Genomic DNA, 24,886 nt, shown 5'->3' on the forward strand with positions numbered 1-24,886 from the left:
CGTGTGTCCTTACTCGATCGTCTCGATGACGCGGTTGTGGTTCGTGTAGATACACATGTCGCCGGCAATCACCAGCGCCTTTTCGACGATGTCGCGCGGCGAAAGATCCGTGTTGTCGGCGAGCGCCTTCGCGGCGGCCTGCGCGTACGCGCCGCCCGATCCGATCGCGCAGATGCCGCCTTCAGGATCGAGCACATCGCCGTTGCCGGTGATGACCAGCGTGGTGGTCGCGTCGGCTGTGATCAGCATCGCTTCGAGACGGCGCAGCATGCGGTCGGTGCGCCAGTCTTTCGCCAGCTCGACGGCGGCGCGCGTGAGATTGCCCTGATGCTTTTCGAGCTTCGCTTCGAAGCGGTCGAGCAGGGAGAAGGCGTCGGCCGTGCCGCCCGCAAAGCCGACCAGCACCTTGCCGTTGTAGATGCGCCGGACTTTCTTCGCGCCGCCCTTCATGACGATGTTGCCCAGCGTAACCTGGCCGTCACCGCCGAGCGCGACCTTGTCGCCGCGACGCACGGAAACGATCGTCGTGCCGTGAAATTGCTCCATATGCGTTCCTTTTTGCAAAACCGCAACTAATTGCGTGGGGCCGGAGTAAGCGCCAAAGCGCTGACTTCGGCCGACAGGGAGGACGCGGAGGCGCCGATGCGCCACCACGGAATCCGGAGCGGACGCCGCGCGATGCCAGGTGCCGCGCGTGCGTGCAACGCATGTCCGGTTTATTTTAGGGCGGGCGCTGTCATATCAAGAGCCGAAGTATCGACAGCGTGAGAAAAGCACAAAAGGTGCGCGGCGGATTCGGCGGTAAAAGGTGCTGGCGTTATTCCGCATCGACGTCGATGCAATGCGCATTTACCGATTGCCGGATGACGGCTGAGCCGATATGGGTGCCGGCATTGTCAAAGATCGGCTTTACAAAAGAAAAGAGGCGCACGATTCACCGTGCGCCTCTCGCGAAGCGTCTATGGGGCGCGGACCCCGAAAACCGCGCCGTCTGTCGCGATCAGTCGCCGAACAGCTTCTGGCGCAATTCGCGGCGTTCCTGCGCTTCGAGCGACAGGGTCGCCGTCGGACGCGCAAGCAGACGCGGGATGCCGATCGGCTCGCCCGTTTCCTCGCACCAGCCGTATTCGCCCGATTCGATGCGCGCAAGCGACTGCTGCACCTTCTTCAGCAGCTTGCGCTCGCGGTCGCGCGTGCGCAGTTCCAGCGCATGCTCTTCCTCGATCGTCGCGCGGTCGGCCGGGTCCGGCACGATCACGGTTTCGCGCAGATTTTCGGTGGTCTGGCCGGCGTTGCGGAGGATTTCCGCCTGCAGCTGTTCGAGCCGGTTCTTGAAGAAAGCGAGCTGATCCTCATTCATGTAATCCTTGTCGCTCATCTTCAGGATTTCGGCTTCGGTCAAGAGTCGTTTCGTCGTCATCTGGCTTGCTTCTTCAATGTGAGGCAAATCATTGCCCGCACTTTCGTGTTGCCCGCAAAGACGCCTCGATGACGCTCGTTTGAGCGCCGGCGAACACGGACGGTGGGCTGTCGTGACGCCGAAGCGCCGTTGCGGGGCCGAACTCCTCTGGAAACCGATTCTTCAAATGCTCCTGAGGCAATGCTTCCCGGCAGCGCGTTAAGCCGGAGTGTGCCGGCCGGCTATCGGCGATATCCCCGGATGAGATTTTCCGGCGCCGTTTTCAGGCCCGGCACGGCTGCGACGCGGCTACGCGTTTTAGACCGGGCAAAATCGTTGTCTTTCTCCAGTGGGGCCGTATTGTAACTGAATCACAATACTAAGCTGCAAGCGGGGGAAATCCCTGCCGCAAACTCCACTTATCGTGAAAATATAACGCGCTGTTCACTAAAAAGCGATGGTCGTACACGTATTCTCACAACAGGGTTTTCACGTGCTTTGACCGGGAACCGGCTGTTTAATTGCCGTGCCTGCGCATTTGAATCGATTTTCGTGCGCCAGCGGCGAGAAAATGGCGGCTGGGGCAGACATCAAACGCCTGCCCCGCACAAGAGAAAGATAAGACCGGCTTAGACGAGGCAGGCTTCGAGCCCGTCGGTAATCAGATCCTGCGGCAACTCGATGCCGATGAACACCATCTTGTTCGTCTTCTTCTCAACGGGCTGCCACTTGGCCGCGAGATCGCTGCCCATCATCTGATGCACGCCCTGGAAGACGACCTTGCGATCGACGCCCTTCATGTACAGCACGCCCTTGTAGCGCAGCAGACGCTCGCCATAAATCTGCAGAATGCCGCCGAGGAAGTCTTCAAGCTTGTTCGGATCGAACGGGCGATCGCTGCGGAAAACGAACGACTTGATCTTGTCGTCGTGATGCGCGTGATGGTGGTGATGGCCGTGATCGTGGCCTTCGTGATCGCAGTGGCCGTGGTCGTGATCGCAGTTCGCGTGGTCATGATCGTGGTCGTGATCATGACCATGCGCGTGATCGTGCTCGTCTTCAGCGAGGAAGTCCGGGTCGATTTCCAGCTTCGCGTTCAGGTTGAAGCCGCGCAGATCGAAGACTTCCTTGATGTCCGCTTCGCCGAAGTTCACGACGCGAATCTGCGCCTTCGGATTCATGTGCAACAGGCGATGACGCAGGTCGCCGAGCGTCGCGTCGTCGACGAGATCGGCCTTCGTGACGAACAGACGGTCCGCGAAGCCGACCTGGCGTTGCACGACTTCGTGCTCGTCGAGCTGCTGGTTGCCGTGCTTCGCGTCGACCAGCGTGACGATCGCGTCGAGCAGGAATTCGTCGGCGATCTGGTTATCCATGAAGAACGTCTGCGCGACGGGGCCGGGGTTCGCGAGACCCGTCGTCTCGATCACGACACGGTCGAAATCGAGCTTGCCTTCCTGCTTCTGCGCGGCGAGGTCGCCGAGCACGCGCGACAGGTCGCCGCGAATCGTGCAGCAGATGCAGCCGTTGCTCATCTGGATGATCTGCTCGCCCGTGTCCTGAACCAGGATGTCGTTGTCGATGTTCTCTTCGCCGAACTCGTTTTCGATCACGGCGATCTTCATGCCGTGCTTCTCGTTCAGGATGCGCTTGAGCAGCGTGGTTTTGCCGCTGCCGAGGAAGCCGGTCAGGATAGTGACTGGGATCATGTTGTTCGCCATGTGAAGTTGCCTTGTGTTCGTCAGTCTGGGGTACGGACCGCGCAGGGCCCGAACCGCAGGAATTCAGCGGAATATTGAAGCATAACTGCCGGGGCGCCGCTGCCGGGCGGTTAAAGCCCCGTCGTTGCCAGGGAAATAAACGCCTAACTATGGGCGATCAGGCGGTTTGCAACAATAGGCCTTTCAGATATTCGCCTTCGGGGAACGCCGTCAGCAGCGGATGATCGACGCCCGCGCCCAGCCGCTTGAGGATGCGCGCATCGACGCGCGCGTCGGCGGCTGCGCCCGCGACGATCTTCTGGAACAGCTCAGCATCGATCGCGCCCGAGCACGAATACGTGAACAGCAGCCCGCCCGGCCGCAGCAGCTTGAGCCCTGTCAGGTTGATGTCCTTGTACGCGCGCGCGGCGCGGTCCACGTGTTCGCGCGATGGCGCGAACTTCGGCGGATCGAGCACGACGAGGTCGAAACGCTCGCCGTCGTCGTACAGGCGGCGCAGGGTCTTGAACGCGTCTGCGTCGAGCCAGGCGGCGCGCTGCGCGTCGAAGCCGTTGGCCGCGACGTTCTGCTGCGCGATCGCCAGCGCTTCGCCCGACGAATCGATCGATACGACCCGCTTCGCGCCGCCCTTGAGCGCCGCAAGCGAAAAGCCACCCGTGTAGCAGAAGCAGTTCAGCACGTCGCGGTCTTTCGACAGTTCCCGCACCAGTGCGCGGTTGTCGCGTTGATCGACGTAGAAGCCCGTCTTGTGGCCGTTGCGCACGTCGACGTGATAACGCACGCCGTTCTCGCTGGCGATCAGCGTTTCGGGCGGCGCGTCGCCGGCGAGCACGCCCGTCGTCTGCTCGAGCCCTTCCTTTTCGCGGATCGACACGTCCGAGCGCTCATAGACGTTCGGGCATCCCGTCGCGCCGATCAGCGCCTGCACGATCGCGTCTTTCCACGCTTCGACGCCGGCCGCCATGAACTGGCAGACGATCTGGCCGCGCGCGCCCGCATCCGACAAGTCGACCGGGTTCGTTGCATCGTCAGCGATGTAGTAATCGACGATCAGCCCCGGCAGGCCGTCCGCCTCGCCGAAAATCAGCCGCACCGCGCCCGTGCCGCGCACCATCGCCTGACGATGCGCAAGCGCGCGCTGCACGCGGCGCTTGAAGAACGCGTGATCGACGGGTTCGTTTTCGTCGAAGCTCCAGACGCGCGCGCGGATCTGCGAATGCGGGCTCCACGCGGCGCGCGCGAGGAAGCGGCCGTCGTGCGCGCGCACCAGCACGGTCGCGCCGGCGGCGGGCTTGCCGTCGACGCGATCGATCGCATTCGCGTAGACCCACGGATGGCGGCGCAGCAGCGATTTCTCTTTCGACGGTTTCAGCGTAACGGTATTCATGACTTCGTGAGAATTTCAGCGGAACAATGTGCCGCGCGAAGCGGCAAAGCGGATATGACTGGTTGCCGGCAAAGCGCCGGCCGCGTCAGTTGCGTTTTTTGGCGCGCGGATGCGCCTGATCGTAGATTCGCGCGAGGTGCTGGAAATCGAGCCCGGTGTAGACCTGGGTCGCGGCAATGCTCGCGTGGCCGAGCAGTTCCTGCACGGCGCGCAGATCGCCGCTCGATTGCAGCACGTGCGTCGCGAACGAATGGCGCAGCACGTGCGGATGCACGTTCGCCGGAATGCCCGCCGTGAGCGCCGCGCGCTTCACGCGTTCGCGCACGACGTTCGGCGACATCCGGTTGCCGCGCGCCGACAGAAACAGCGGATGCGGATCGTGCTTCACCAGTTCGACGCGCACGGCGAGCCACGCGCGCAACGCATCGAGCGCCTTGCTGCCGACAGGTACCGAGCGTCGCCGGTTGCCCTTGCCGAGCACTTCGACTTCCGCCTCGTCGAGCTTGAGCCAGCCTGCGGAACGGTAGCCGTCGGCGTCGACGAAATGCACGTCGAGACCGACCAGCTCCGAGAGCCGCAAGCCCGACGAGTAGAACAGCTCGAGCATCGCGTGATCGCGCAGCCCTTCGGCCGTGGCCGTCGCGGGGGATTCCATCAGCGTGTGCGCGTCGTCGACGGACAAGGCTTTCGGCAGTGTCTTCGCGCGTTTCGGCGCGCGCACGGTGGCGACGGGGTTTGCGGGCAAATCGATGCGTCCCGCGAGCCAGCGATAGAACGCGCGCCACGCCGACAGCCGATGTCCGATCGAGCGTGCCGACAGGCCGCCCGAATGCGCACGCGCGACCGCGCCGCGGATATCGATGGCCGTGAGGCCTTCGAGCGGCCGTCCGTTCGCGAGCTTCTTCAGTTCGTCGAGTTCGTGCGTGTAGGCGCGCAGCGTATGCGCCGACAATCGCCGCTCGTGCTCGAGGCTCGACAGATAGAGGGCGATCGGATCGGCGGAGGTCACGTGGCGAGCGCTTAGCGCGGCAGCAGACGGCTCAGCGCCGCGCTGGCGAGCGCGCCGATCTGCGTGAGAAAGTCAGTGGCCATGCCGTCGTGGAAGCGGCGCGGATCGGGCGAGCCCATCACCAGCAGACCGAATGAGGCAGCTTCGTCTTTGGTCTCGGGATCGCGCAGCGCGATCAGCGCGATCGATTCGGTGCCGTTGGCGGGCGGCGCGCCGTCGACGGTAGTCGCGGCATCGCTGGAAACGGCCGATACGGCGGGCGTCAGCCATTGAGCGGCCTCGAAGCCCGTATTCGCGCCGCAGTACGGCGTGGCGAGGCTGTTCGCGAAGATGCGCACTTCCTCGCCGACGTGACGCGTGAAGTCCGCCTGCGAATACGGATCGGACACGTCCCACACGCGCAACGCGGCTTGCGGCACATCGAATACGTCGCGCAGCCCGTTGGCGATCGTGCGCGGCAGCGCGCCCGGATCACGCTCGGCCATCACGCGCGTCGTCCAGCGGCCGAACTTCGACGCAATGCTGTCGTTCTCGTGCCCATAGCGCAGCAATTCGGCGAGACGCCGTTCGAGATGCTTGTTCTTCTCGCGCAGCATGTCCATCTGGCGTTCTTGCAGCGACACGGCGGCCTTGCCGTGCGGATTCGCGAGCCGCACGGTCGCGAGCAGTTCCGCGTGTTCGGCGAAGAATTCGGGGTTGGCTAGCAGATAGTCGGCGACTTCGCGATCGTTCATGATTTCGGCTTTGGTTTGCGCGCTTGCGTGCTGTCTTGCTGCCGTCCATTGACCGCGCAGCGGTAAGAAATTCAATCCGGTTCAATCCGATTCAATCGGCTATTTCGATTTCGCCTTCGAACACCGTGGCCGCCGGGCCCGCCATCATCAGCGGCGATGTGGGTTCGCCGTTCCACGTGATCGTGAGCATTCCGCCGTGCGTGTGCACTTTGACGGGCGCATCGAGCAGCCCGCGACGGATGCCCGCCGCAACGGCCGCGCATGCGCCCGTGCCGCACGCGAGCGTTTCGCCCGCGCCGCGTTCGTAGACGCGCAACTTGATCTCGTTGCGGCTCACGATCTGCATGAAGCCCGCGTTGACCCGCTGCGGAAAGCGCGGGTGATGCTCGATCACGGGACCGTCGACGAGCACAGGAAACGCCTCGACGTCGTCCACTACCTGCACTGCGTGCGGATTGCCCATCGACACGACCGACACCAGGCGCGTCGCGCCGTTGACGTCGAGCGGATAGAGCGAATCGTTGCCTTCGTGGCGCGCGTCGAGGCCGCTTGCGTCGAACGGCACTTGAGCCGGCTCGAACACAGGCGCGCCCATGTCGACGACGACTTCGCCGTTGTCCTGCATGGTCAGCGTGATGACGCCGTTTTGCACCTGCACGCGGACGCTGTGCTTGTCGGTGAGGCGCGTGTCGCGCACGAACTTCACGAAGCAGCGCGCGCCGTTGCCGCAGTGCTCGACTTCGCCGCCGTCGCAATTGAAGATGCGATATCTGAAATCGACGCCTTCGACGGTCGGCTTCTCGACGACGAGCAACTGGTCCGCGCCGACGCCGAAGTGCCGGTTCGCGAGCGCGCGCACCTGCGCTGGCGTCAGCGAGAGCGGCTGCGTGTAGCCGTCGAGCACGACGAAGTCGTTGCCCGCGCCATGCATCTTGGTGAATTTCAGTTTCATGCCGCTATTGTAAGTGACTGATTGTCAGTCTCGCCCACTGTGTGCAGGCGCGTTTCAGTAAAAGCTCGGATCGCCCGGCGGACGCGTCTTGAAGCGCTTGTGTACCCAGTAGTACTGCTCGGGCATGTCGGGAATGTGCTCTTCGAGGAATTCGTTCATGCGGCGTGCGTCGGTGTCGTCGTCGCCCGTCGGGTAGTTGTCCCACGGCTTGAACACCTTCAGCCGGTAGCCCTTGTAGTTCGGCAGCACTTCGCCGATGAACGGCACCACCTGCGCGCGCCCGACTTTCGCCAGCCGGCCGACGGCCGTCAGCGTGCACGTCGGCACGCCGAAGAACGGCACGAACGTCGAATTGCGCATTCCGTAGTCCATGTCCGCGCCGAGCATCACCGGCTTGCGCTCGCGCAGCCAGCGCAGCACGATGCGCGCGCTGTCTGCGCGGCTCGCCATTTCGGCGTCGAAACGGCCGCGCTGCGCTTTCGCGACCGCCTCCAGCTGCGGGTTCGACATCGGCTGATATAGCGATCCGCATGAGCGTTTCAGCGAATAGTTGAGAAAAATCGAGCCGGCCTCGATGCCGACGAAATGGAAGCCGAGAAACAGCGTCGGCGGCAGATTGGGATCGGTGAGATCGATTTCGCTGTCGAGCTGAATCAGCTTCTCCAGCTTCTTTGCGGAGCCGAACCATTGCACGCTGCGCTCCAGATAGCTGCGGATCGCGTGCCGGAAGTGCTTTTGCGCGACTTCCTCGCGGCGCTCGTCGCTCCACTCGGGAAAGCACAGCTTCAGGTTGGTGTGGACGATGCGCCGGCGGCGGCTCGGAATCTGGTAGAGCAGCCAGCCGAGGCCGTCGCCGAGGCGCGCGACGAAACCATAGGGCAGCAGGGCGAACAGCTTGAGAAGACCGATTGCGAACGTGACGCCCAGGCGGCTCAGCATGCGGCTGCTCCGATGGGCGCGCATGGTCTCGCTGGGTAAAGAGAAACGGCGAAAAGGTCGATATACCGCACGCGCAGACACTCTGTGACAAATGAAAGAAGTCGCTATAATAAGGGCTTCGCCGAGTTAATAGACAACTTGCGGGGCGAAGCGGGCGGTCGGTGATCTTTCAGATTATCGTCCGGTCGTGCAGAAATCCGCTAAAGCGTCGCCGCTTCAGGCTCGAAGCAGGCTACGTGAAACTCAACCGTAACCAATAAAGGAGCCTGCAACGTGGCTAACGATTACCTCTTCACCTCTGAATCCGTTTCCGAAGGTCATCCGGACAAGGTCGCAGACCAGATCTCGGACGCCATTCTCGATGCGATCCTCGCGCAGGACAAATACTCGCGTGTCGCAGCGGAAACGCTGTGCAACACGGGTCTTGTCGTCCTGGCGGGCGAAATCACCACGACGGCCAACGTCGATTACATCCAGGTCGCGCGCGAGACCATCAAGCGCATCGGCTACGACAACACCGACTACGGCATCGACTATCGCGGCTGCGCGGTGCTCGTCGCGTACGACAAGCAATCGCCGGATATCGCGCAAGGCGTCGACCGCGCGCACGACAACAACCTCGATCAGGGCGCGGGCGACCAGGGCCTGATGTTCGGCTACGCATGCGACGAAACGCCCGAGCTGATGCCGCTGCCGATCCATCTGTCGCACCGTCTCGTCGAGCGCCAGGCGAATCTGCGCCGCGACGGCCGTCTGCCGTGGCTGCGTCCGGACGCGAAGTCGCAAGTGACCGTCCGCTATGTCGACGGTAAGCCGCACTCGATCGACACCGTCGTTCTGTCTACGCAACACGCGCCGGAAATCGAGCTCTCGACGCTGCGCGAAGCCGTGATCGAAGAGATCATCAAGCCGACGATGCCGGCCGATCTGATCAAGGGCGACATCAAATTCCTCGTGAACCCGACCGGCCGGTTCGTGATTGGCGGCCCGCAGGGCGACTGCGGCCTGACGGGCCGCAAGATCATCGTCGATACGTACGGCGGCGCGGCTCCGCACGGCGGCGGCGCATTCTCGGGCAAGGACCCGTCGAAGGTGGACCGCTCGGCTGCGTACGCTGGCCGCTACGTCGCGAAGAACATCGTCGCGGCCGGCCTCGCATCGCGCGCGCTGATCCAGGTGTCGTACGCGATCGGCGTTGCTCAGCCGACGTCGGTGATGGTCAACACGTTCGGCACGGGCCGCGTGTCGGATGCGACGATCACGCGTCTCGTCCAGGAACACTTCGACCTGCGTCCGAAGGGCATCATCCAGATGCTCGACCTGCTGCGCCCGATCTACGAAAAGACGGCGGCGTATGGCCACTTCGGCCGCGAAGAGCCGGAATTCTCGTGGGAAGCCGCCGATAAGGCGCTCGTGCTCGCCGAGGCCGCTGGCACGGAGCCGGTTGCCGCTATCGCCTGAGCCGGTTCGGCGAAGGACTCGCGCGGCTAAATGCCGCGCGGTTCGGTCAGAGCGCCCGGACCGAAGCGAAAAACGCCCTGCATGCGCTGTGAAGCACATGCAGGGCGTTGTCTTTTGTGCCTTCTGGCGCGCTTTTACTACGCGTAACGCGCGTGATGCAGGGCAAACCGGGCGATGCTCGCGTGGGCAGTGGCGGGCATCAGGCGCGATCGCACGCAAACGCGATCATCAAACGACGCAAATCCGGCGACGCGAACCCTGCGACGAAACCTAGCGATCCAACCTCAGTGCGCGAACGCGAACCAGCCTTCGCTCGTCGCCGATACGCGGCGCGGGCGGCGGCTCGTGCTATGCGGCGAACTCGCGGGCTTGGCGGCGCCTGCCAGCGCGACTTGCTTCGCGGCGCGCGGCGAAACGCCAAGCATGCGCACGGACGACGGATTGCGCAGCAGCGCGCGCAGCGACAAGCGCCGCGACGCGTCGTGCATGCGCAATGCGCTGAAGAAAGTGCGGAACCACGTGCGCACGCTATCGACGGGCCTTGCGTCGCGCAACTGCGCGGCGAGCGCACGCGTACGCGCGGAATGATGACGGAGCGCACGCACCACGTGGCGGCGTGCGGGACGCGCGGCGTTGAACGCGCGGGTGAGTCGAGTGCTCAATGGACTATGCATGGCATTAGATCAGGCAGCGTGACACGCGACGAAGAGTGCTGCGAAACCAGCACCATCTATGCCAACGGTTGGGACGCAATAGCCTGAGGAAAGGCGGTATGAGGCGGCAGCGGCGGCGAATGGCCGCGCCGACGGCAATGAGGCGTGTAGTGCAATCGACATGCGTGCAAGGCTACACGTGATTGATGACCGTCGAAAGTCCAGCGCGATCAGGGTTTTTACGAGGACGAAGCCGACCTGATTGCGCCCTTTGCGCTCGACGAACGTGCACGGCTGCCCACGCCGCGTGCAACGCCGCCCGTTCGCATCGCATGCTGGGCGCGTAGCGCGCACACTGTCCGATCGTGCCCGTTTTACAATGGCTACCGGGTTGTCGAAGAACACTAGTTGAGCGGAACGTCCATGTCAGTCCATTCGAAGAAAGAGCAGATACAGGTGCTGCGGGAACAGGGTTTTGTCGTGGTGCCGGATCTCATCGCGCCCGAGCGATGCGAAGAGATGAAACGAATCGCGCGCGAGCAGTTGCACGAAGCCGCGGCGCCCATCGAGTTCGAAGCAGACTTGCGCTATCCCGGCGCGCCCGAGTCGAAGCACGCGCCGGGGGGCCACACGGTGCGGCGCCTTCTCGATGCGTACGCGCGCCATCCGCGCTTCGCCGAATGGGCGACGGCGCCCGAAATCCGCGGCTGGATGGAGCTGTATTTCGGCGAAGAGCCGCGCCTGTCGCGCGCGCATCACAACTGCATGATGACCAAGCATCCCGCGTATGGCAGCCTGACGGGCTGGCATCGCGATGTGCGGTACTGGTCGTTCGAGCGGGACGATCTGGTGTCGGTGTGGCTCGCGCTCGGCGACGAGACCGTCGACAACGGCGCGCTATGGCTCGTGCCGGGCTCTCACGCGTCGGCCTTCACGTCGGAGCGCTTCGACGAAGCGAAGTTCTTCCGCTCCGATCTGCCGGAGAATCAACTGCTGATCCAGAAGGCGGTGTCGCCCGCGCTGAAGGCGGGCGATGTCGTGTTTTTCCACTGCAACACGCTGCATTCGGCGGGCAAGAATCTGACCGATCAGGTGAAGTTCTCGCTGGTCTTCACTTATCACGGCGCGAGCAACGTGCCGCTGCCGGGCTCGCGATCCGCGTCGAAACCCGAAGTGGCGTTTTGAGCGGCGGTCGAAAGCGGTTTGCGCGAGGTGAGCGCCTGATCAGCGCTTCGACGACGCGAGCCCGATCAATCCGGCGAGCGTCGCGATGATGCCGCCCGCGATCAGAAAGATGGTCTTGTTGGTCGGCGCGCCTGTGAACACGCGCGACACGTCGTTGCTGAACGAATGAAACGACTGGCCGCCGAAGTACAGCAGCACGACGCCGCCGACGATCAATGCGAGCGAAATCGCTTTGGTCATGAACAATCCTCTTCGATGGATGAAAGTGGCCGAAGTCTATGTGACCGACACCGCCGAGTCTAGGCTCCGTCCCGCAATCTGAGCAACTGCAGCCTGCGCGGCGATTGGCTAACATAGCGTGCTGGTCGGTCGCCGCGCGATGGCACGCTGTGTACCGGGCGCGTCGGGTTGCTGGAACCGTCGCTTTGGTACCATGTTTGATACCGGTATCAAAACGTGGTGTCGGCACACTGGAAAACCAACGCATCACCATTAAGAACCCCCTTCACGCGATGCGCACCCATGCATCGCGGACTTCACTCCTGTTTTCGACAAGGACTCCATCAATGGCTTACGAAGCAGCTTCAGCACGCTATTCGGACATGCAGTACCGCGCTTGCGGCAAGTCAGGTCTCAAACTGCCGGCGCTGTCGCTTGGCCTGTGGCACAACTTCGGCGACACCACGCCTATCTCGACGCAACGCGAAATCCTGCGCACATCGTTCGATCTCGGCATCACGCACTTCGACCTCGCGAACAACTACGGCCCGCCGTACGGCAGCGCGGAAACGAACTTCGGCCGCATCTTCAAGGACGACTTCAAGCCGTACCGCGACGAACTGCTGATCTCGTCGAAGGCGGGCTGGGACATGTGGCCCGGTCCGTATGGCCAGGGCGGCGGCTCGCGCAAGTACATTCTCGCGAGTCTCGACCAGAGCCTGCAACGCATGGGCCTCGACTACGTCGACATCTTCTATTCGCACCGTTTCGACATCGACACGCCGCTCGAAGAAACGGCGGGCGCGCTGGCGAGCGCCGTGCAGCAGGGCAAGGCGCTGTACATCGGCATCTCGTCGTACTCGGCGCAAAAGACGCGCGAAATGGCGAAACTGCTCGCAGAATACAAGGTGCCGCTGCTGATCCATCAGCCGTCGTACAACATGCTGAACCGCTGGATCGAACAGGACCTGCTCGGTGCGCTCGAAGAAACCGGCTCGGGCGCGATCGCGTTCACGCCGCTCGCGCAAGGCCTGCTGACGAACAAGTATCTGAACGGCGTGCCCGACGATGCGCGCGTCAACAAGGCGGGCGGCGGCTCGCTGAAGCAGGAGCACCTGAGCGCACAGAACATCGAGCGCGTGCGCAAGCTCAACGACATCGCGCAGCGCCGCGGTCAGAGCCTTGCGCAGATGGCGCTCGCGTGGACGCTGCGCGATCCGCGCGTGACCTCGGCGCTGATCGGCGCGAGCAAGGCCGAGCAGGTGCGCGAGAACGTCGCGGCACTGAAGAACCTGTCGTTCACGGCGGAAGAACTCGCGGAAATCGACCGCCATGCGACGGAAGGCGGCGTGAATCTGTGGGAAAAGCCGTCGACGGATCAGCACATCTGATCCACGTACTTGCACAGGACCGCCGAGCAGATTTGCCCGGCGCAAAAATGAAAAAGCCGCCTGTGAAGGCGGCTTTTTTATCGAGCGTCGCAAGCATCGCAAGACGGCGATTCGGCGTTCGTCACGGGCGAAGAGCGGGCAGTTCGCTAGACGAGAGCGGGAAGACCTTCGACGAGCACGACTGCAAACACGACTCCGAGCAGCGCGCCTAACACGCGCAATGTGTTGTGCCTGAACTCGGTTTTGCAGGGCAGAGCGCCGAGAAAGAGAGCCCCGGCCAGTGCCATCGGGATGACCAGAATGAAATCACCGATCGTGAAATAGTGCATGCTCGTCTCCTATGTCGACGGGAGTTGGCGCTTTAGCGCCTACTCCCGTCCCATGCACGGCGGTCGACGGGAGTTGGCGCTTTAACGCCTTGCTCCCGTCCCATGCAAGGCGGTCGACGGAAGTTGGCGCTTTAGCGCTTACCGTGGTCCCATGCAAGATGGTTGCATTTGTACTCGTTGGACGCGCGGCGTCGAGATCGATCCACTGCATGCGGCGCGCCTGCAACGAGTATAGGCGACGGTGTCGAGGCAATGTGCGCGATGCGGCGCATACGCGCGTCTGTCCCCGGCGCGGCAAATCAAAGCGGGACAAGGCTCGGCCCGCCGTATCCGCCGTCCGCGCGCTCCCTTGCATTGCGTGCCTTTCTCTTACACGGGCCTTTCTGAATATGCGTTTTGCCTGTCGAATGGGCGGCGCGGGGCGCTTCTAAAATCGATTGCGTTCGTCGCGTGCGCGGATCGGCTGATGCACGCCCGTCACGCTGCGCCGACGCGTTCGCGTGCGCGCAGGCGAGCCGACGCGAGGATGCCGACCGCCAGCAGTCCGCCGACGAGCACCGCGACGCCCGGCCACGCGTACGCGGTCCACACGCGCCCGCCATACGATCCGACGATGCTCGACCCGAGGTAGTACGCGAGCAGATACAGCGCGGCCGCCTGGCCCTTCGCTTCCTTCGCGATCCGGCCGACCCAGCCGCTTGCGACGGCATGTCCGGCGAAGAAGCCGAACGTCACGCAGGCGATGCCGCACGCGATCAGCGTGAGCGATTGCGTCGTGGTCAGCAGCAGGCCGCACAGCATGACGACGATGCTGCCGATCAGCACGCGTCCGCGTCCGAAGCTGTCCGCCATGCGGCCCGACCACGGCGACGCGACGACGCCCGTCAGATACACGACGAAGATGCCGCCGATGGCAGTCTGGCTCAGATGGAACGGCGCCGCGAGCAGCCGGTAGCCGATGTAGTTGTAGAGCGTGACGAAGCTGCCCATCAGCACGAACGCCATCAGGAACAGCGGCGGCAGGCCGGGGCGCGCGAGATGCTTCTGCAGCGCTGCGCGATGATGCGAAAAACCGAGCCCGCGGCGCGGCACGAAATGGCGCGACGGCGGCAACAGCGAGCGGAACGCGAGCATCGACAGGATGCCGAGCACGCCGATCGTGCCGATCGCGACGCGCCACGAGAACAGATCAGCGACGACGCCCGTGATCACGCGCCCCGCCATTCCGCCGATCGCCGTGCCGCCGACATAGAGGCCCATCGCGAGACCCAGGCCGTCCGGGTGCACTTCCTCCGCGAGATAGGCCATCGCGACAGCGGGCACGCCGCCGAGCGCGAGCCCTTCGAGCGTGCGCAACAGCAGCAGCGCGTGCCATTGCGGCGTGAAGGCGACGGCGAGCGTCAGCAGCGACGACGCCGTGAGCGAAGCAGTCATCAGCCGATGACGGCTCCATCCTTCCGATACGAAGCCGGCGACGAAGATCGCGAGCGCAAGCGCCGCCGTCGTCACCGACAGCGAAAGACTGCTTTGCGCGGGGCTGACATCGAACGACGTGGAGAACGCGGGCAAGAGCGGCTGCACGCAGTAAAGCAGTGAGAACGTCGCGTAGCCGGCGAACAGCAGCGCGAGACTCGCGCGCCAGTACGCGCGCGTGCCGCGTTCGAGATACGGCACGCCGTTGGCAGAGGAAGGGGATGAAGCGGATGAGGATGAAGCAGCGGGCCGACTCGGGTCCGACGATGCGGTCACAACAAAACTCCCGGAAACGATGACACACGACGCGGAAAACGCGCAGAGCACGCGCTGGAACGCGTGCAAAGGTTCAACGATACGCTGGTTGAGCGGTCGACGTCGTCGAGCCGGGCGGTCCGGTTCAGGTGTTGAACGCGCGCTAGCCGGGCGCCACGTTTGATGCGTCCGGCGCGCTTGCGGGCTGGCGGGCGGCATCGGGATGCGTGAGCTGCTCGTCGGTGGGCAGCGCCGACGCATCCCAGCCGCCACCGAGCGCCTTCACCAGTGCGACGCTCGCGGCCATCCGGCGGCGCGCGATCGAGACGGCTTCGCGCTCGTTGGTGAGCGCCGTCGTCTGCGCGACGACGACGTCGAGATACGTGATCGCGCCGTTCTTGTAGCGGTTCGTGACGATCGCGAGCGATCGTTCCGCCGCCGCGACGGCGTCGTTCTGCGCCTGCGCTTCCTGTTCGAGCACGCGCAACGCGGCGACGTTGTCCTCGACCTGGCCGAACGCCGTGAGCACCGTTTGCCGATACTGCGCGACGCCTTCGTCGTAGTTCGCCTGCGCTTGCTCCTTTTGCGCGGCGCGAGCGCCGAAGTCGAGCAGCGTGCCCGCGAGCGTCGGCCCGAGCGACCAGAAGCGGCTCGGCGCAAGCAGCCACTGGCTGAAGTTGGTCGCTTCCAGCCCGCCCGTCACCGACAGGATCAGGTTCGGAAAATACGCCGCCGTCGCCACGCCGATCTGCGCATTCAGATCGACGACATGCCGTTCGGCGGCGGCGATGTCGGGCCGCCGCTCGAGCAGCGCCGACGGCACGCCGACGGGCGCGATCACCGGCACAGCGACGAGCGGCGCGACGGGCACCGAGAACGTCGACGGCGTCTGGCCGATCAGGATCGCGATCGCGTGTTCGAGCTGTGCGCGCTGCACGCCGAGATCGATCGACTGCGCCTGCGTCGTGCGCAATTGCGTCTGCGCCTGCGCGACGTCGGCATCGGTGGCGATGCCGCCCTTGTAGCGGTTCTGCGTGAGATCGACGGCCTCCTTGTACGCGGAGATCGTGTCGTCGAGCAGTTGCCGTTCGCGGTCGATGCCGCGCAGTTCGAAATAATCGGTGGCGAGTTCGGCTTGCATCGACAGCAGCGCGCTTTGCGCATCGGCGGCGCTGGCCTGCGCGCTCGCCTTCGCGCCTTCCACGCTGCGCGACACGCGGCCCCACAGATCGGGCTCCCACGTTGCGTCCGCGCCGACGATCCAGTCGTCGAGCGTCCTGCCCGCCGACGACTTGAACTTCACGTTCTCCGACGAACGCGCGCGTGAATAGCCGCCGCTTGCAGTGACGACGGGGAAGAACTGCGAGCGGAACTGCGCAACCTGCGCGCGCGCCGCGCGAAAGCGCGCCTGCGCGGCCTGCACGTTCTGGTTCGCGCTCGCGACCTGCTGTTCGAGCGCGTTCAGCGCGGGATCGTCGTAGACCTCCCACCAGGCGCTGCGGATCTGCGTGTCGGCGGGCTGCGCGTTCTTCCAGCCGCTGCCTTCGAGTTCCTTGTACGTGACGGCCGTCGCGGCGGCGGGCCGCTTGTAGTCGGGGCCAACCGTGCATGCGGCGACGACGCTCGCGCCCGCGAGCACGAGAACCGTTGAACGGAGACGAATGCGCCGCTTGTTCATTCCTGCGCCTTCGCCGACTGCTCGCCTGCGCCCGAACTGCCGGCCGCACCCGAAGCACCTGATGCATCCGATGCACCGGCAGCGCCGCTCGCCTTCGGATGCACGACGCGCACCGATGCGCCATCGACGATCGAATCCTGCGGATTCAGGATCACCAGTTCGTCGCCCTTCAGGCCCGATGCAACGGCGACGCGCGTGCCGTAGTCGGTGCCGAGCGCGACCTTGATGAGTTTCACGTGCTGTTGCGCGTCGACGGTCGCGACTTTCACGCCGTCGGGGCGGAACAGAAACGCGTTGCCCGGCAGCGTGAACGGCGCAGCCTGCGCGCCCAGGGCGAAATGGACCTGCGCATACGCGCCCGGCAGCAGATCGCCGCTGCTGTTGTCGACGTCCACTTCGACGAGCATCGTGCGCTGCTGCGGATCGACGGCGCCCGACGCGCGCGCGACCGTGCCGGGATAATGCTTCGACGGCGATTCCGTCAGCGTCAGATACGCGGTCTGCCGCGCCTTCACCTCCTGCGCGTAGGCCTGCGGCACGTTCACGTAGACGCGCAGCCTGTCCGCCTGCGCGACATGGAACAGCTCCTTCGCCGGACCGCCCGCGCTGCCCGCATCGATCAGCGCGCCGACGTCGACGTTGCGCGCCGTCACGATGCCGTCGAACGGCGCGAAGACTTTCTGGAACGACTGCGTCTTTTCGAGCCGCGAGACGTTGAAGCGGGCGGCATCGAGCGTGCCTTTCTTCGCGAGCATATCGCCGACCTTTTCGTCGGTTTCCTGCTTCGAGACGGAATTGCTCTTCAGCATCTCCGTCCAGCGCTCAGCGGTGCTTTTCGCGAGCGCGTAATTCGCTTCGGCGTTCGCGAGATCGGCGCGCGCGGCCTTCAATTGATCGTCGACTTCGGGCGTGTCGATTTCCGCGAGCAGTTGACCCGCTTTCACGCGCGCGCCGATGTCGGCGTACCACTTCTTCAGATAGCCGTTGGTGCGCGCGTAGATCGGCGTGTCGAGAAACGCCTGCACGTTGCCGGGCAGCACGAGGTCGAGCGCCGCCGTCGACTTCTGCGGCTGCACGACTTCGACGCTCAGTTGCGCGGCATGCTGCGCGTCGCGTTCGAGCGCGGCCTGCGCGTCGTGACGCGACCAGATGCCCTGCGCCGCGAGCGCGATCACGACGATGGCCGCGCCTGCCGCGATCCAGCGTGTGCGTTTCGATGAGGCGCGCGGGCGTTCCCCGTGCGGCGCGGACTCATCAGGACGTTTCCCTTCCATCGGCACTCCAGATCCTGTGCTTGGCATCGTTGTTATGGCTGCGGCCGCATCACTGCGGTCGGTGGATGACGTGCGCGGCCGCGCGTGCGCGCCGGTCCGACAGCCGTCGATAGATCATCGAAAACACCACGGGTACGAACACGAGCGTCGCGAGCGTGCCGATGGCGAGGCCGCCGATCACTGCACGCCCGAGCGGCGCGTTCTGCTCGCCGCCTTCGCCGATGCCGATCGCCATCGGCACCATGCCGATCACCATCGCGAGCGCCGTCATCAGCACGGGGCGAAAGCGCGTGAAGCCCGCTTCGATCGCGGCGCGCGTCGCGTCGCCATGTTCGAGCAGCCGCTCGCGCGCAAAGCTGATGACGAGAATCGAGTTCGCCGTCGCGATGCCGATACACATGATCGCGCCCGTCAACGAGGGAATCGACAGCGTGGTGTGCGTGAGGAACAGCATCCAAACGATGCCCGCCAGCGCGCCCGGCAAGCCCGTGACGATGATGAACGGATCGAGCCACGACTGGAAGTTCACGACGATCAGCAGATACACGAGCACGATCGCGAAGATCAGGCCCGCAAACAGGCCGGAGAACGAATCGTTCATCGTCTGCACCTGGCCGCGCAGTTCGATCGTCGAGCCGTTCGGCAATTGCGCTTTGGTGTCGGCGATCGCTTTCTTGATGTCGTCGGAAACCGCGCCGAGATCGCGGCCGTCGGCGGTGCCGTAGATGTCGATCGTGGTCTGCGCGTTGTAGTGCGTGAGCACGGCGTTGCCCGACGTGCGCTGCATCGTCGACAGCGCGCCGAGAATGTTCGTGTGGCCGTTCGCGTTCAATGGAATGTTGGCGAGCGATTGCAGCGAATCCATCGTGTATTGCGGCGCTTCCGTGATCACGTTGTAGCTCACGCCGTTGCGCGGATTGAGCCAGAACGTCGGCGTCGTCTGCTGGCTGCCGGATAGCGTGATGAGCAGATTGCTCGCGATGTCGCGTTGCGAGAAGCCCGCCTGTTGCGCGCGCGTGCGATCGATGTCGACGAAGATGCGCGGCAGGTCCGAAGGCTGTTGAATGCGCGCATCGGCGAGGCCGGGGATTGCGCGCAGCTTGTCGAGCAGCATGGCGGCGAACGCGCGATTGCCCTGCACGTCGCGGCCGACGATCTGAATGTCGATCGGCGACGGCATGCCGAAGTTCAGCGTCTGGCTGACGATGTCGGCGGGCAGGAAAGCGAACTGCACGCCGGGGAATTCGTCGGTGAGCGTGCGGCGCAGCTTGCGCACGTAGCCGGCTGTCGGGTGATGGTCCGGGTTCAGACTGATCAGCACGTCCGCATCCGACGTGCCGATCGTGCCCGTGTTGCTGTACGACAGGTTGATACCGGATACAGGCAAGCCGATGTTGTCGATGATCGAATGCAGTTCGCCGGGCGGAATCAACTGGCGGATGCGCGTGTCGACGCGATCCGTGACCACGGCCGTTTCCTCGACGCGCATGCCCGTTTTCGCGCGCAGATGCAACGCGATCGTGCCGGCATCGACGGAAGGGAAGAAGTCGCGGCCAAGGAACGGCATCAGCAGAAGCGACAGGCCACAGCACAACAGAAAGACCGTCACGAAGATGCCGGGCCGCGCGACGCGCGCAACGAGAAAGTCGCGATAGCGCTCGCGCACGTTCGCGAAGCCGCGCTCGAACGCGAGGTGAATGCGCATGAACGGATTGCGCGTGTTCGAATGATGGAAGTCGGCGGGCCGGTGGTGATAGCGCAGCAGGTATTTCGCGAGCGTCGGCACGAGCGTCCGCGAGAAGAAGTACGACGCGAGCATCGCGAACACGACGGCTTCCGCGAGCGGAATGAACAGATAGTGCGCGACGCCCGTCAGCAGGAACATCGGCACGAACACGATGCAGATCGACAGCGTGGACACGAGCGTCGGAATCGCGATCTGATGCGCGCCGTCGAGAATCGCCTGTTCGAGGTTCTTGCCCTGTTCGAGTTGATGACTGATGTTCTCGATTGCAACGGTCGCGTCGTCGACGAGAATACCGACGGCGAGCGCGAGCCCGCCGAGCGTCATGATGTTGATCGTTTCGCCGAGCGCGGAGAGCGCGATGATCGACGTGATCATCGACAGCGGAATCGACACGGCGATGATCAGCGTCGCGCGCCAGTTGCCGAGGAACAGCAGGATCATCAGGCCCGTCAGGCACGCGGCGATCAGCGCCTCGCGCAGCACGCCCTGCACCGATGCGCGCACGAACAGCGATTGATCCGCGACGGGGTCGATGTTCAGCGACTCGGGCACGAGATTGTGCAGCGCCGGCATCATGTTCTTGATGCGATCGACGATTTCGAGCGTCGACGTGTTGCCGCTCTTGTTGATCGTCAGCAGCGAAGCGCGCTGCCCGTTCACGCGAACGATATTCGTCTGCGGCTGATAACCGTCGCGCACATGCGCGACATCGCGGATATAGATGGTGCCGTTCGGCCCCGACTTGATCGGGATGTTGTTCAGGCCGGCGAGCGAATCCGGGCTCGAATTCATCTGCACCGAGTATTCGGTCGAGCCGATTTTCGCGGTGCCCGTCGGCACGATCAGGTTTTGCGCGGTGATCGAGTTGACGACGTCCATCGGCGACAGGTTGCGCTCCTGAAGCTTGCGCGAATCGATGTCGACCATGATCTGCCGCTGCTTGCCGCCATAAGGCAACGGCGCCGACGCGCCCGGGACCGTCGCGAGCTGCGTCTTCAGGAAGTTGTTACCGTAGTCGAACAGTTCCTGCTCGGTGAGCGATGGCGACGACAGCGAAAGCCGCAAGATCGGCACTGTCGATGCGTTGTAGCGCAGGATGAACGGTGGCGTGATACCGGGCGGCAGTGAACGCAGTTGCGATTGCGACAGCGCTGTGACCTGGGCGAGCGCCTCGCTGATGTTCGCGTGCGGCTGGAAGAAGATCTTGACGACGGCGATGCCGTTAAGCGAAGTCGATTCGACGTGCTCGATATCGTTCACCGCAACCGAGAGCCCACGCTCGTAGTTCAACACGATGCGCCGTTCCATCTCGTCGGCGGGCAATCCGTTATAAGTCCAGATGACGGACAGCACCGGGATGTCGATGTTCGGGAAGATATCGGTAGGCGTGCGGAGGATCGTCAGCGGGCCGATGATCAGCAGCAACAGCGCGAGGACGACGAACGTGTAGGGGCGCCGCAGCGCGAGACGAACGATCCACATGAAGGTGCGGTCCGGTGAGGGCGGGGAGCGGCTGCTTCTGGTGGCAGCGAGCGTTGCGCGAACGACAGCCCGGCCGGGCGTGCGCGACAGGAATATAACGCGTATCGTAGCTTACATCGACATTTTTGAGACGGGTGTGCGTCGCGGTTTATGATGACCCTGTTACGAGAGGTTACAGTCAGGGTTTCGTAAGTCGAATCGACCGAACGGCGGCCTCGCGAGGCGTTAGTTTTTACTTTGCCAAAGTGCCCAAACAGGCAACAATGGACTCCGGTCCGCATCAGGGTGTCCGATGCGAAGGCTCGGAGGAGCGCTTCGTTTTTCGAATCAGGTGCGCGTGCAACCTTTCACATGTTGCGGCGCTTTTATCAGCACATTGACCGGCGCAGTCCCGAACAAGCCGGCAATAGGGAGGACGGGGAAATATCATGCAAGTCGGTTCTATTGTTCGATCCGTGCATATTGCCGTGCCACAAGGCGCGCGCGGAATCGTGATGCGCATCCTGGGCGACATGGCGATGGTGGCGTGGTACGCCGGCGAGCCCGGAACATCGAAGCAGCTGAACACGGAACCCTTTTTCCTCGAGGATCTGATCGATACGGGCGAATTCGTCCGTCCCGCAGGCGCGCAGATACATTGATCGCGGGCGACTGACTCGCCACTTTTCGTTTGTAGCGATGCGCGTCCGCACCAGGTGTGTGGCGCGACGCCAGTCACGCTCGTGCCTCTCCTGGCGCTCGTCTTTGCGCGCGGCACGGCGCACAATGCGGGCATGATCGAAGACACTCCATTTCCGCAGGACGGCCACGCCGTTCCCTTCGCCCGGCTCACGCCGGAAGTCGTGCTCGACGCGCTCGACAGCGTGCTCGATACCATCGGCGTGCGCACCGACGGGCGCATGCTGCCGCTCAACAGCTACGAGAATCGCGTCTATCAGGTGGGCGTCGAGGATGGGCCGCCCGTCGTCGCGAAGTTCTATCGTCCCGAGCGCTGGACAGACCAGGCGATTCTCGAAGAACACGCGTTCGTCGCCGAACTGGCCGCGCGTGAAATTCCCGCCGTGCCTGCGCGTGCATTCGATGGCCGCACGCTGCACACGTTCGACAGTTTTCGCTTCTCCGTCTTCGAACGGCGCGGCGGCCGCGCGCCTGAGCTCGATCGCAAAGACACGCTCGAATGGCTGGGCCGCTTTATCGGGCGCATTCACGCGGTCGGTCAGACGGTCGACTATGCGGCGCGTCCGGTGCTCGACATTCACAGCTTTGGTTACGAGCCGCGCGAGTATCTGCTCGCGCAAGACTTCGTGCCCGCCGACGTGCGCGCCGCGTGGGAAGCGGCTGTGAATCTCGCGCTGGAGGGCGTCGAGCGCGCATTCGAAGCGGCGGGCGACGTGCGGCGCATCCGCATGCACGGCGACTGTCATCCGAGCAACGTGCTGTGGACGGACGCCGGCCCGCATTTCGTCGATTTCGACGATAGCCGGATGGGCCCCGCCATTCAGGATCTTTGGCTGCTGCTGCCGGGCGAGCGGAAAGAAGCGTCGCGCGCGCTCACCGATTTGCTCGCGGGCTATGAAGACTTCTGCGAGTTCGATCAGCGCGAACTGCATTTGATCGAAGCGTTGCGGACGTTGAGGCTGATTCACTACTCGGCGTGGCTCGCGCGCCGTTGGGACGATCCGGCGTTTCCCGTCGCGTTTCCATGGTTCAACACGCAGCGCTATTGGGAAGACCGCATTCTCGAATTGCGCGAGCAGATCGGCGCGATGCAGGAGGGGCCGCTCTGGCCCGTGTGACTCGCGTGCGCAATCCGCGCGATTGAGCAAAACGCCTTTCTATGTAATGATAGTCATTCTCATCGGAAAGGCGTCGCCAGCTTTTTGTCATCTTTCTCCTCGGTGATCGCCAGCCAGCCTTTCGATGATCGCCCTGCTTCGTCCCGCGCATTGGCCGCCGCCGTCTGACGGACGGTGAGCGGATGCGCGCCGGGCATCCGTCTTTCCCGTCCGGAACGACACTTCCCATTTGCAATTGAATGCGTTGCCGCGCGCCGGCGACGTGCGACCCGTTTTGCCAGGAGCCGACTTGAACGCGCCCGAATCGATCGAACTCAAGCCTGCCGCGCGTGCCGGCGTCATGCCTGAAAGCGTGCACCCGATGGACGCCGACGAACTCGCCGCGCGGCGCCAGCGCTCGCGGCGCGCGAACTTCATCAAGTGGCTGCGCAAGGTGCACGGCTGGGTCGGGCTATGGGGCGCCGTGCTCGGCTTGCTGTTCGGCACGACGGGGTTTCTGCTGAATCATCGCGGCGGGCCGCTGAGAGTGTCGTCGGGTGAGCCGCAGGTGGAGCAGTTGCAGATCGCGCTGCCGCAGCGCAGCTTCAAGTCGCCCGCCGATATGGCGCGCTGGCTGAAGGACGAACTGCATATCGACGGCAAGCCGGGCAAGCCGCGCCGTGAGCCGGCGCATCCTGTCGCCTGGGGCGACCATAGCGCGATGCAGCCGGAATTCTGGCAAGTGGGCATTGCCGGGCCGCATCAGAACGTGCAGGCAGAGTACTGGGTAGGCAACGGCTTCGTGTCGGTGAAGCGCACGCAGAACTCGTTTCTGGGCACGATGAACAACCTGCACAAGGGCGTGGGAATGAGCGTCGGCTGGGTGCTGCTCGTCGATACGATCGCGGGCAGTCTCATCCTGCTGTCGCTGACGGGCGTGCTGCTGTGGACGGAGTTGAACCGGCGTCGGACGGTAGGCGTTGTGCTGGTGCTTGGATCGATCGTGGCGGTTGCGGTGTGCGGGTTGATGTGACGAGTGGGCGCGTGTTTGTCGCGCGCGTTTAGTCGTCTTGAGCGGGCTCGCGCACAGGTTCGTCGAGTTGCGCGAAGTTAGTGATCCGCACCTCGCCTTCGGGAAAGCGCGCGATGATTTCAAGTTCGCCGCCGAGCGCGTGAATATGATCGCGCAGCGTCGAAATGTACATATCCGTGCGCTGTTCGAGTTTCGCGATGCTCGGTTGCTTGATGTTGAGCCGCTTCGCGAGCGCATCCTGCGACAGACCGCGCGCGTGACGCAGTTCGTGCAGAGGCATTTCGGCGCGGAGTTTGTTCGCCAGCGCCTTTGCGCGAGCACGCGATTCAGGCGACATGCTTGCCCGCAGTTCTTCAAATTTTCTCGCCATCTCTTGTTTCTCCATGCGCTAGCTGCATGAGATGCAACCGATAAAGAATTTCCGCTCGCGGTACGTTCTGTTCGTACCAACGGTCATGCCCTGTCTTGTCGCCGCCAGCGAGCAGGATGGCGACGCGCCGTGGGTCGAACGCGTACAGCACGCGATACGGTCTGCCGCGATGTTGAATTCTCAACTCGCGCAGATTGCCGAACTGCGAGCGAACGATCCGGCTCGAATGCGGGAAGGACAAAGCCGGACCACATTCTTCGAGCAAGCGGACCGTCGCGTCGACGGACTCCTGTTCTGCCTCTCGCAACCCTTCCCACCAGGTTCGAAATGCATCGGTGTACTCAACGTCCCATGGCATCGAAAATATAGCCCCCAAGGAATATTCCGTCAAGGGAATAATGACGGCTGCTGACCTGTTGC

24 protein-coding genes are annotated in these 24,886 nt (G+C 63.8%); 6 read left to right on the forward strand and 18 right to left on the reverse strand.

Translation table 11 applies throughout. The annotated features are described in order from the left end of the window. Nucleotides 1-9 precede the first annotated feature (9 nt). The 8 genes from hslV to VSR68_RS38000 form a co-directional block, all read right to left on the reverse strand. Complete coding sequence (hslV, locus tag VSR68_RS37965) at nt 10-546, reverse strand: ATP-dependent protease subunit HslV (RefSeq protein WP_152760428.1); 537 nt, start codon at nt 544-546, stop codon at nt 10-12. Nucleotides 547-1,000: 454 nt separating this feature from the next. After that, nucleotides 1,001-1,420: an RNA polymerase-binding protein DksA gene (dksA, locus tag VSR68_RS37970; protein WP_085228454.1), complete on the reverse strand. Its 420-nt coding sequence runs from the start codon at nt 1,418-1,420 to the stop codon at nt 1,001-1,003. 608 nt (nt 1,421-2,028) lie between these two features. Beyond that, a complete protein-coding gene (locus VSR68_RS37975) occupies nt 2,029-3,108 on the reverse strand; it encodes a GTP-binding protein (protein ID WP_342944664.1) in 1,080 nt (359 codons plus the stop codon). A 169-nt stretch (nt 3,109-3,277) separates the two neighbouring features. Continuing rightward, entirely contained in the window at nt 3,278-4,507 is a 1,230-nt protein-coding gene (locus tag VSR68_RS37980; RefSeq protein WP_342944665.1) for a class I SAM-dependent rRNA methyltransferase, read from the reverse strand. 85 nt (nt 4,508-4,592) lie between these two features. Further along, nucleotides 4,593-5,516 carry a tyrosine recombinase XerC gene (xerC, locus tag VSR68_RS37985; RefSeq protein WP_342944666.1) on the reverse strand — a complete coding sequence of 308 codons (924 nt, stop codon included), beginning with the start codon at nt 5,514-5,516 and terminating at the stop codon, nt 4,593-4,595. 11 nt (nt 5,517-5,527) lie between these two features. Then, the gene (locus VSR68_RS37990) at nt 5,528-6,250 is read right to left on the reverse strand and encodes a DUF484 family protein (protein WP_342944667.1); all 723 of its coding nucleotides are present in this window, start codon (nt 6,248-6,250) and stop codon (nt 5,528-5,530) included. 91 nt (nt 6,251-6,341) lie between these two features. After that, nucleotides 6,342-7,202: a diaminopimelate epimerase gene (gene dapF / locus VSR68_RS37995; RefSeq protein WP_342944668.1), complete on the reverse strand. Its 861-nt coding sequence runs from the start codon at nt 7,200-7,202 to the stop codon at nt 6,342-6,344. A 54-nt stretch (nt 7,203-7,256) separates the two neighbouring features. Beyond that, nucleotides 7,257-8,165 (reverse strand): lipid A biosynthesis lauroyl acyltransferase, encoded by a 909-nt coding sequence (locus VSR68_RS38000; protein WP_342944669.1) that lies wholly within the window; start codon nt 8,163-8,165, stop codon nt 7,257-7,259. Between the two features lie 249 nt (nt 8,166-8,414). On the opposite strand from VSR68_RS38000, the gene metK reads away from it, so the two are divergent. Then, nucleotides 8,415-9,602: a methionine adenosyltransferase gene (metK, locus tag VSR68_RS38005; protein ID WP_342944670.1), complete on the forward strand. Its 1,188-nt coding sequence runs from the start codon at nt 8,415-8,417 to the stop codon at nt 9,600-9,602. A gap of 284 nt (nt 9,603-9,886) precedes the next feature. Here metK and VSR68_RS38010 read toward each other — a convergent pair whose 3' ends face one another. Then, nucleotides 9,887-10,276, reverse strand: coding sequence for a hypothetical protein (locus VSR68_RS38010; RefSeq protein ID WP_342944671.1), 390 nt, complete (start codon nt 10,274-10,276; stop codon nt 9,887-9,889). 402 nt (nt 10,277-10,678) lie between these two features. On the opposite strand from VSR68_RS38010, the gene VSR68_RS38015 reads away from it, so the two are divergent. Further along, nucleotides 10,679-11,440 (forward strand): phytanoyl-CoA dioxygenase family protein, encoded by a 762-nt coding sequence (locus VSR68_RS38015; RefSeq protein WP_342944672.1) that lies wholly within the window; start codon nt 10,679-10,681, stop codon nt 11,438-11,440. Nucleotides 11,441-11,479: 39 nt separating this feature from the next. Here VSR68_RS38015 and VSR68_RS38020 read toward each other — a convergent pair whose 3' ends face one another. Next, the gene (locus tag VSR68_RS38020) at nt 11,480-11,680 is read right to left on the reverse strand and encodes a DUF3185 family protein (protein ID WP_090862775.1); all 201 of its coding nucleotides are present in this window, start codon (nt 11,678-11,680) and stop codon (nt 11,480-11,482) included. A 326-nt stretch (nt 11,681-12,006) separates the two neighbouring features. On the opposite strand from VSR68_RS38020, the gene mgrA reads away from it, so the two are divergent. Further along, nucleotides 12,007-13,050 (forward strand): L-glyceraldehyde 3-phosphate reductase, encoded by a 1,044-nt coding sequence (gene mgrA, locus VSR68_RS38025; protein ID WP_342944673.1) that lies wholly within the window; start codon nt 12,007-12,009, stop codon nt 13,048-13,050. Between the two features lie 146 nt (nt 13,051-13,196). Here mgrA and VSR68_RS38030 read toward each other — a convergent pair whose 3' ends face one another. The 5 genes from VSR68_RS38030 to VSR68_RS38050 all read right to left on the reverse strand — a co-directional run bounded on the left by VSR68_RS38030 (nt 13,197) and on the right by VSR68_RS38050 (nt 21,288). Beyond that, a complete protein-coding gene (locus tag VSR68_RS38030; RefSeq protein WP_007582094.1) occupies nt 13,197-13,379 on the reverse strand; it encodes a hypothetical protein in 183 nt (60 codons plus the stop codon). 477 nt (nt 13,380-13,856) lie between these two features. Next, nucleotides 13,857-15,128 carry an MFS transporter gene (locus VSR68_RS38035; protein WP_342944674.1) on the reverse strand — a complete coding sequence of 424 codons (1,272 nt, stop codon included), beginning with the start codon at nt 15,126-15,128 and terminating at the stop codon, nt 13,857-13,859. A gap of 142 nt (nt 15,129-15,270) precedes the next feature. Continuing rightward, nucleotides 15,271-16,785, reverse strand: coding sequence for an efflux transporter outer membrane subunit (locus VSR68_RS38040; protein WP_342944675.1), 1,515 nt, complete (start codon nt 16,783-16,785; stop codon nt 15,271-15,273). Further along, nucleotides 16,782-18,059, reverse strand: coding sequence for an efflux RND transporter periplasmic adaptor subunit (locus tag VSR68_RS38045; protein ID WP_342944676.1), 1,278 nt, complete (start codon nt 18,057-18,059; stop codon nt 16,782-16,784). Before VSR68_RS38045 ends, VSR68_RS38040 begins: the two co-directional genes overlap by 4 nt. Nucleotides 18,060-18,108: 49 nt before the next feature. After that, nucleotides 18,109-21,288: an efflux RND transporter permease subunit gene (locus tag VSR68_RS38050; RefSeq protein ID WP_342944677.1), complete on the reverse strand. Its 3,180-nt coding sequence runs from the start codon at nt 21,286-21,288 to the stop codon at nt 18,109-18,111. 428 nt (nt 21,289-21,716) lie between these two features. On the opposite strand from VSR68_RS38050, the gene VSR68_RS38055 reads away from it, so the two are divergent. Further along, nucleotides 21,717-21,929: a hypothetical protein gene (locus VSR68_RS38055; RefSeq protein ID WP_087732196.1), complete on the forward strand. Its 213-nt coding sequence runs from the start codon at nt 21,717-21,719 to the stop codon at nt 21,927-21,929. 132 nt (nt 21,930-22,061) lie between these two features. Next, the gene (locus VSR68_RS38060) at nt 22,062-23,084 is read left to right on the forward strand and encodes a serine/threonine protein kinase (RefSeq protein ID WP_342944719.1); all 1,023 of its coding nucleotides are present in this window, start codon (nt 22,062-22,064) and stop codon (nt 23,082-23,084) included. A gap of 59 nt (nt 23,085-23,143) precedes the next feature. Here the strand turns inward: VSR68_RS38060 and VSR68_RS38065 are convergent, their stop codons facing one another. Next, on the reverse strand, nt 23,144-23,281 hold the full coding sequence (locus VSR68_RS38065) for a hypothetical protein (RefSeq protein ID WP_342944678.1): 138 nt from the start codon (nt 23,279-23,281) through the stop codon (nt 23,144-23,146). A gap of 92 nt (nt 23,282-23,373) precedes the next feature. Here VSR68_RS38065 and VSR68_RS38070 point away from each other — a divergent pair, with 92 nt between their 5' ends. After that, nucleotides 23,374-24,096, forward strand: a complete 723-nt coding sequence (locus VSR68_RS38070) for a PepSY-associated TM helix domain-containing protein (RefSeq protein ID WP_342944679.1) — start codon at nt 23,374-23,376, stop codon at nt 24,094-24,096. 28 nt (nt 24,097-24,124) lie between these two features. Here the strand turns inward: VSR68_RS38070 and VSR68_RS38075 are convergent, their stop codons facing one another. Then, on the reverse strand, nt 24,125-24,466 hold the full coding sequence (locus VSR68_RS38075) for an XRE family transcriptional regulator (RefSeq protein ID WP_342944680.1): 342 nt from the start codon (nt 24,464-24,466) through the stop codon (nt 24,125-24,127). Continuing rightward, the gene (locus tag VSR68_RS38080; protein ID WP_342944720.1) at nt 24,450-24,824 is read right to left on the reverse strand and encodes a type II toxin-antitoxin system RelE/ParE family toxin; all 375 of its coding nucleotides are present in this window, start codon (nt 24,822-24,824) and stop codon (nt 24,450-24,452) included. The genes VSR68_RS38075 and VSR68_RS38080 overlap by 17 nt, the downstream gene beginning before the upstream one ends. Between the last annotated feature and the right edge of the window lie 62 nt (nt 24,825-24,886).

The organism is Paraburkholderia phymatum (assembly GCF_038900715.1).
Classification (GTDB): Bacteria; Pseudomonadota; Gammaproteobacteria; order Burkholderiales; family Burkholderiaceae; genus Paraburkholderia; species Paraburkholderia phymatum_A.